This is a genomic window from Pelodictyon luteolum, from assembly GCF_001622165.1.
Classification (GTDB): Bacteria; Bacteroidota; Chlorobiia; order Chlorobiales; family Chlorobiaceae; genus Chlorobium; species Chlorobium luteolum_B.
In genome coordinates, this window is the sequence record NZ_LVWG01000010.1 from 1 (window position 1) to 7,414 (window position 7,414).

Genomic DNA, 7,414 nt, shown 5'->3' on the forward strand with positions numbered 1-7,414 from the left:
TCATGAGTATATTCAAGGCGATGCCGGAAACGATCTGGTCCGCGCCGAGGGTTACGGTAATAAAGGCGAAGAGGAGGGCTACCGACAGGCCTGCCAGAATGGCGGATGCAACACCGGCCGTAGCAGAACCGGTGAGGTGCATGCCGGCCGAAGCCGCAAATGCGCCTGCAAGAATCAGCCCCTCAAGGGCCAGATTCACCACGCCGCCACGCTCCGAAAACACCGCCCCGACGGAGGTCAGGACATAGGGTACGGCAATGCGCAGGATTTGAAAAAATATGACGGCTAACTCGATATCCATAGGTGAAAAACGGCGACAGGTAGATGGCGGCCAGAGAAGCCGCTGTTTTTTCCCGATTGGGGTTTCTTTTCTTGAAAATAGTCATTCCCGTTCATAATCCACCAACCAGCATTACACCATGCCAACCAGAGAAATCTCGAACCGGAAAAGCGGACCGAAGCAGTTCATCTACACCTTCTCGGGCGGCCGGGCCGAAGGGGACGCCTCGATGAAGAACCTCCTCGGGGGAAAAGGAGCGAATCTGGCCGAAATGGCCAACATCGGCCTGCCGGTACCTCCGGGTTTCACCATCTCCACCGAAGTCTGCACCTGGTACTACGAACACGGCCAAACCTACCCGGAACGCCTCTTTGAAGAGGAGATTCCCCGGGCACTGGCCACCATTGAAGAGGCGCTCGGCAGAAAATTCGGGGACCCGGAAAACCCGCTCCTGATTTCAGTTCGCTCAGGGGCCAGGGCTTCGATGCCCGGCATGATGGACACCATCCTGAACCTCGGCCTCAATGAGCAGACGGTGGCGGGGCTTGCCCGCAAATCCGGCAACCCGCGCTTTGCATGGGACTGCTATCGCCGGTTCGTGCAAATGTACGGCGATGTCGTGCTCGGCTTGAAGCCGGCCGACAAAAAACAGAAAGACCCGTTCGAGGAGATTCTTGAAACCAGGAAACACAAGCTCGGCATCACGGTCGATACAGAGTTCAGTACAAAAGACCTGCAGGAAATCGTGGGACAGTACAAAGCCGCCATTCTGGATAAAACGGGCAGATCCTTCCCCGACGATCCACACGAACAGCTCCGCGGTGCAATCGGCGCTGTCTTCGAAAGCTGGAACAATGAACGGGCCATCATTTACCGCCGGCTGAACCACATCCCCGGCTACTGGGGTACGGCATGCAACGTCCAGGCCATGGTGTTCGGCAACATGGGCGAGAACTGCGGCACCGGCGTCGCCTTCACGCGCGATGCGGCAACCGGCGAAAACATCTTCTACGGCGAGTTCCTGATGAATGCGCAGGGCGAGGATGTGGTTGCCGGCACCCGCACCCCGCTCGACATCTCGCAGCTGAAAGAGGAAAACCCGGAAATCTACCGCCAACTTGATGATATCCGCGCAACCCTCGAAAAGCACTACCGCGACATGATGGACATCGAGTTCACCATCGAAAACAATATACTCTTCATGCTCCAGTGCAGGGTAGGCAAACGCACCGGACCCGCCGCGCTGAAAATAGCCGTCGACATGTTCAAGGAGGGGCTGATCGACGAAAAGGAGGCAATCCTTCGCATCGAACCCGAACAGCTCAACCAGCTCCTCCGACCGGTGTTCGACGTCAAGGAAAAACAAGCGGCCGTCCAGAGCGGGCGCCTGCTGGCGACTGGCCTGAACGCAGGGCCCGGAGCCGCTACAGGCAAAATCTGCTTCAATGCCACCGATGCCGCCGAACGAAACCGCCGGGGGGAGCCGGTCATTCTGGTGCGCATAGAGACCTCTCCCGAAGACATCAAGGGTATGGCCGTGTCGGAGGGCATCCTTACCGAACGCGGCGGAATGACATCCCACGCCGCACTCGTTGCGCGACAGATGGGCAAGGTGTGCGTGGTCGGCTGCGGCGCCCTGTCGATCGATTACCAGAAAGGAGAGATGCGCATCGAGGGGAGCAACGTGGTACTCCGTGAAGGTGACGACCTCTCCCTTGACGGCACCACCGGAGAGGTCATTGCAGGTAGTCTGCCGACCCGTAACTCGGAAATCATCGAGGTGCTGGTCGATGGGACCCGTAAACCTGAAGATGCTCCATCGTGGGAGGTATATAACCAGCTCATGCAGTGGGCCGACCGATACCGCCACCTGCAGATCCGCGCCAACGCCGACCAGCCCGATCAGGCTGCCATTGCCATCACCTTCGGCGCCGAAGGCATCGGCCTCTGCCGCACGGAGCACATGTTTTTCGGGGGTGAACGCATCCAGGCCATGCGGGAGATGATCCTTGCCGACGATCTGGAGGAACGCAACACCGCCATCAGCAAACTCCTTCCCTACCAGCGGGAGGACTTCTACGGCCTGTTCAAGACGATGGGATCGCGCCCTGTAACCATCCGCCTGCTCGACCCGCCCCTGCATGAGTTCCTCCCCCAATCGGATGAAGAGATCATGCGCATGGCTATCGGCATGGGGAAACCATACGAACACGTCAAAGAACGCATCGCCGCCCTTCACGAGTTCAACCCAATGCTCGGCCTGCGCGGATGCCGGCTCGGTATCCTCCATCCCGAAATCACCATCATGCAGGTACAGGCCATCATGGAAGCCGCCTGCCAACTCCGCCAGGAGGGGCTCGAGGTGGTACCGGAAATCATGGTTCCGCTCGTCAGTACCCTGAAAGAGCTTGAAATCACCGCCAAAATCATCCACAAGACCGCCCGCAGCGTCATCGCCGAGCAGTGGATTGGAGTCAAATACCTCGTCGGCACCATGATCGAAGTCCCGAGGGCGGCCATAACCTCCGCCGAAATCGCCACAGCAGCGGACTTCTTCAGCTATGGTACCAACGACCTCACCCAGATGACACTCGGCATGAGCCGCGACGACTCCGGGCAGTTCCTCCCCACCTATCAGCAGTATGACATTTTTCCGCGTAACCCGTTCGAATCCATCGATATCGAGGGGGTGGGACGACTCATCACCATCTCGGCCAGTGATGGCCGGAGCGTGAAGCCGGATCTCAAGCTCGGCATCTGCGGTGAACACGGTGGCGATCCCGCCTCGGTCGAGTTCTGCCACAAGACAGGGCTCAACTATGTCTCATGCAGCCCCTACCGGGTCCCGGTCGCCAGGCTTGCAGCGGCACGGGCTGCACTTCTCGGCTGAGGAAGTATGGAGAAAGGATGGTGGAAAGGCGGCTTCAGCCGCCTTTTTCCATTGTCCGTCCGCCAACAAGAAAGAGGGCTGAAACGCTGAAGCTTCAACACCTGTTGAAATAGCACCTGTTGAAAGGTTGCCGTTTCACGGAACATTCATAGATTTAGGAACAGTATTTTTTTTGGGCCGTCACCTCCGACCTTCAAGACAGAGCAGCCGCATGGATTTCAGTCATATCACAATCAGGGGGGCAAGGGTCCACAACCTGAAGAACATCTCCCTCAAGATACCCCGCAACCGGTTCGTCGTCATAACGGGCCTGTCCGGCTCGGGAAAATCCAGCCTCGCCTTCGACACCATCTACGCCGAAGGGCAGCGGCGGTTCATGGAAACCCTCTCCCCCTATGCACGCCAGTACATCGGCAACATCGAACGACCCGACGTCGACTTCATCGAAGGGCTGTCGCCGGTCATCGCCATCGACCAGAAAAGCACGAACCGTTCGCCCCGTTCCACGGTAGGAACCATCACTGAAATCCATGATTTCGTACGCCTGCTTTATGCAAAAGCCGGACGGCGCTACGACCCCGTGACAGGCTATATGCTCCAGAAACAGAGCGAAGAGGACATCACGGCAGCAATCGCCGCCCTCCCGGCAGGCACGAAAATCCAGATTCTCTCCCCGCTCGTCACCGGACGCAAGGGCCATTACCGCGAACTCTTTGAGCGGCTCATGCTGAAGGGATGGGTGCGGGTACGTGTTGACGGAGAGTACCGCGAGATGGTAAAGGACATGCAGCTCGAACGCTACAGGACCCACACCATTGAACTCGTTGTCGACAGGCTCGTCACCGGCCCCGACGCCCTTGAACGCATCACGAAGGCGGTGCATCTGGCAGTCTCGCTCTCAGAGCACCGCTCGAGCGTCATCTGCGATCCTCTTGATCTGGAAAACGGTGCGGGAAAACAGCTCACATTCAGCACGCGCTACGCTTATTCCGATGGCTCCGTGCCGGTCGACACCCTTGCCCCGAACCACTTCAGCTTCAACTCCCCCTTCGGTGCCTGCCCCGTATGCAACGGTCTCGGCGAGCAGATGCAGCTCTCCACCGCGCTGATGGTACCCGACCGCTCACGCTCACTCACGGAAGGCGCCATCGACCCCTTCGGCAAGCCCGGGAAGAGGAACCTCTGGCAGGTCATCCGAGCTATCGCCAGGGACTTCAACTTCACTCTCGACACCCCGGTTTCAGCCATCCCCGACGAGGCCATGGAGATCCTTCTGCAGGGATCCGGCAGCAGGACTTTCGACGTCAGCTATACCTACTCCGGGCAGGACACATCCTATCCGCAGAAATTCCCGGGGGCTCTTCCCTACGTCGAAGAGGTAAGAAGCAACGCCTCAACGCCGAAAGTCCGCGAATGGGCGGAAAGCTACATGGTCCGCCAGCCCTGCCCCGAATGCGGAGGAGCGCGCCTGAAGCGCGACAGCCTGCTGGTGAAGGTAGGCGGACTGAACATCGCTGAAGCTGAAGCGCTTCCCCTTCCCGAAGCCCTCAACTTCTTCAGCACGCTACAGCCGAACCTCAGCCCGAAGGAAAAGCTGGTTGCCGAACCGGTGCTGCATGAGATCACCAAACGGCTCGAGTTCCTCCTGAACGTGGGCCTCGGCTACCTGTCGCTCGACCGCGGATCGCAGACACTCTCCGGCGGAGAGGCCCAGCGCATACGACTCGCCTCGCAGCTCGGCTCGCAACTCAGCGGCGTCCTCTATGTGCTTGACGAACCCAGCATCGGTCTCCACCAGCGCGACAACCACAAGCTTATAGGATCCCTGCTTCGCCTCCGCGACCTCGGCAACACCGTACTTGTCGTAGAGCACGACCGCGACACCATGCAGGAAGCCGACGAAATCATCGACATGGGTCCCGGCGCCGGCGAATACGGCGGCCAAATCGTCACCCAGGGTCCGGCCGCATCGCTCGACCCCCGCTCGCTGACGGCAGGATACCTCACGGGTCGCCTCAGGGTGGCATGCAAGGCCGAAGCGAAAGAGCCCGAGGAACAGCCCCAGGAACAGAAGTTCCTGAAGATCAGGGAATGCAGCGGGAACAACCTCAAAGGGGTCGACGTCTCAATCCCTCTCGGTGCCCTCGTCAGCATCACCGGGGTCAGCGGGTCCGGTAAATCGACCCTCATCAACGAAACACTCTACCCCATTCTGGCGCGACACTTCTACCGCTCAAAAATCCCCGCATACCCCTCGCGCGGAATTGAAGGTCTGCAGCACATCGACAAAGTCGTCGCCGTCGACCAGTCACCGATCGGTCGTACGCCGCGCTCCAATCCGGCGACCTACACGGGCGCATTCACCTTCATCCGTGACTTTTTCAGCCGCCTTCCCGAAGCGCAGATCCGCGGATACAAGGCCGGCCGGTTCAGTTTCAACGTCAAGGGCGGACGTTGCGAGGCCTGCCAGGGTGCCGGCACGCGTAAAATCGAGATGAACTTCCTGCCTGATGTTTACGTACAGTGCGAAAACTGCAAGGGTGAACGCTACAACCGCGAAACGCTGCTTGTGAAATACCGGGGTAAATCGATTGCCGATGTGCTTGAAATGACCATTGAGGAGGCGGCTGAGTTTTTCGTGGACTTCCCCCGCATAAAGAGAATCCTCTCCACCATGCAGAGCGTCGGACTCGGCTACCTCAAGCTCGGCCAGCCCTCGCCCCTGCTCTCGGGAGGTGAGGCACAGCGCATAAAGCTCTCCGCTGAACTCGCGAAAATACAGACCGGAAAAACGCTCTACATCCTCGACGAGCCGACCACCGGGCTGCATTTCCAGGACATCCAGCACCTGCTCGAGGTCCTCCGCCGTCTTGTCGACAAAGGCAACACCGTCATCATCATCGAGCACAACCTTGACATCATCCAGAACAGCGACTGGATCATCGACCTCGGTCCCGAAGGCGGACATGAAGGGGGCTACATCGTTGGCGAAGGAACACCTGAAGAACTGGCCCGCAACGGAGCATCCCAGACCGCCCGTTTTCTGGCCGAAGAGCTTAAACGGCTGGAAGCATGCACAGAAGGATGAGAACAGCAAACCAATAAGTGAGTCACTATGGCAATACGGCGGAGGGTTGAAGCGCAGCGCCGCATCATGGGACGGCTGGGGAAAGGAGCGGACCTCCTTGAAGGGCTCCGTGCCGTCTGCAGGGAGGAAAACGTGAGCATGGGGCGCATCGAGGCAATCGGCGCCGTCACCGGAGCCCGGATCGGCTATTACGACCAGCATGCGGGAGCATACCGCTACAGCAGCATCCACGGAGGCCGGGAGATCGTCTCCCTCATGGGCAATATCTCCCTTTCCGAAGGGAACCCGATGATCCACGCCCATATTGCGCTCGCCGACCGGGAGGGGAGAGTAAACGGAGGGCATCTGGCACCCGGCACCACGGTGTTTGCCTGCGAATATATCATCGAGGCGTTCGAACCCGTCGGAGGGGCAGCGCTTTCACGCTCTTTGGACCGTGAGACGGGGCTGTTGCTGTGGAAGGAACTTCAGGACTGAACGGAGTACCCTCACTTCAGCTGAAGAAGAAGGTCGGGGCTGATCGACACCTCGATGCCCTGCATGATGCTCTCGAAAAACACCACCAGCCGCTCCTCGCGGCCCTCTTTGACCACCACTCCCTCAAGGTCCTTGAAGGGACCGGCCAGCACGCGGACCTTTCTGCCGTATGGGATCGATGAGACCGTCTGGTGCAGCGCATCGGGCTCACGGACCAGCGTCTTGAGCCACTCGATATCACGCGGGCTGATCACTGAAGGGTTCCGGCCGATGCCGATGAACTTCACCACCCCTTCGGTCTCAAGCACCTTCACATGTTCGTGCTTCATGTCGATATGGACGAACACATAACCCCGGAAGAGGGGTTCGTAGACTTTTTTCTTCCGGTCGCTCCACTGACGGACCGTCTCCATGAGAGGAAGGAAGCTGGTAAGCTCTTTTTCCAGCATCCACTGGTGGACCTTTTTTTCGTACCGCGACCGGACATATACCGCATACCAGTGCGGATCCAAACCTTCAATCATACACTAACAGCCTAAAATTTACAGTCTCCCCCTCCGGCGAACGGAAACTCCCCGCAATTCCGGCGGTTCACTGCGTAAACCATGCGCAACAGGGGGGTGCAAAGTAATCACTGACGGTCTAAATACAGCGCTGTACAACAAAATAATCGCAAAAA

General features: G+C 58.7%; 4 protein-coding genes and 1 pseudogene. 3 read left to right on the plus strand and 2 right to left on the minus strand.

The window, feature by feature from the left end:
• Positions 1 to 301: pseudogene (locus A3K90_RS00990) on the minus strand (ABC transporter permease); the annotation flags it as partial.
• Positions 302 to 419: 118 nt separating this feature from the next.
• Here A3K90_RS00990 and ppdK point away from each other — a divergent pair.
• The 3 genes from ppdK to A3K90_RS01005 all read left to right on the plus strand — a co-directional run bounded on the left by ppdK (position 420) and on the right by A3K90_RS01005 (position 6,735).
• A complete protein-coding gene (ppdK, locus tag A3K90_RS00995; protein ID WP_303680737.1) occupies positions 420 to 3,170 on the plus strand; it encodes a pyruvate, phosphate dikinase in 2,751 nt (916 codons plus the stop codon).
• A gap of 211 nt (positions 3,171 to 3,381) precedes the next feature.
• A complete protein-coding gene (uvrA, locus tag A3K90_RS01000) occupies positions 3,382 to 6,258 on the plus strand; it encodes an excinuclease ABC subunit UvrA (RefSeq protein WP_303680738.1) in 2,877 nt (958 codons plus the stop codon).
• A 27-nt stretch (positions 6,259 to 6,285) separates the two neighbouring features.
• On the plus strand, positions 6,286 to 6,735 hold the full coding sequence (locus tag A3K90_RS01005) for a PPC domain-containing DNA-binding protein (protein WP_303680739.1): 450 nt from the start codon (positions 6,286 to 6,288) through the stop codon (positions 6,733 to 6,735).
• 11 nt (positions 6,736 to 6,746) lie between these two features.
• On the opposite strand, the gene A3K90_RS01010 is transcribed toward A3K90_RS01005, so the two are convergent.
• Positions 6,747 to 7,259 carry a UpxY family transcription antiterminator gene (locus tag A3K90_RS01010; RefSeq protein WP_303680740.1) on the minus strand — a complete coding sequence of 171 codons (513 nt, stop codon included), beginning with the start codon at positions 7,257 to 7,259 and terminating at the stop codon, positions 6,747 to 6,749.
• Positions 7,260 to 7,414: the final 155 nt, after the last annotated feature.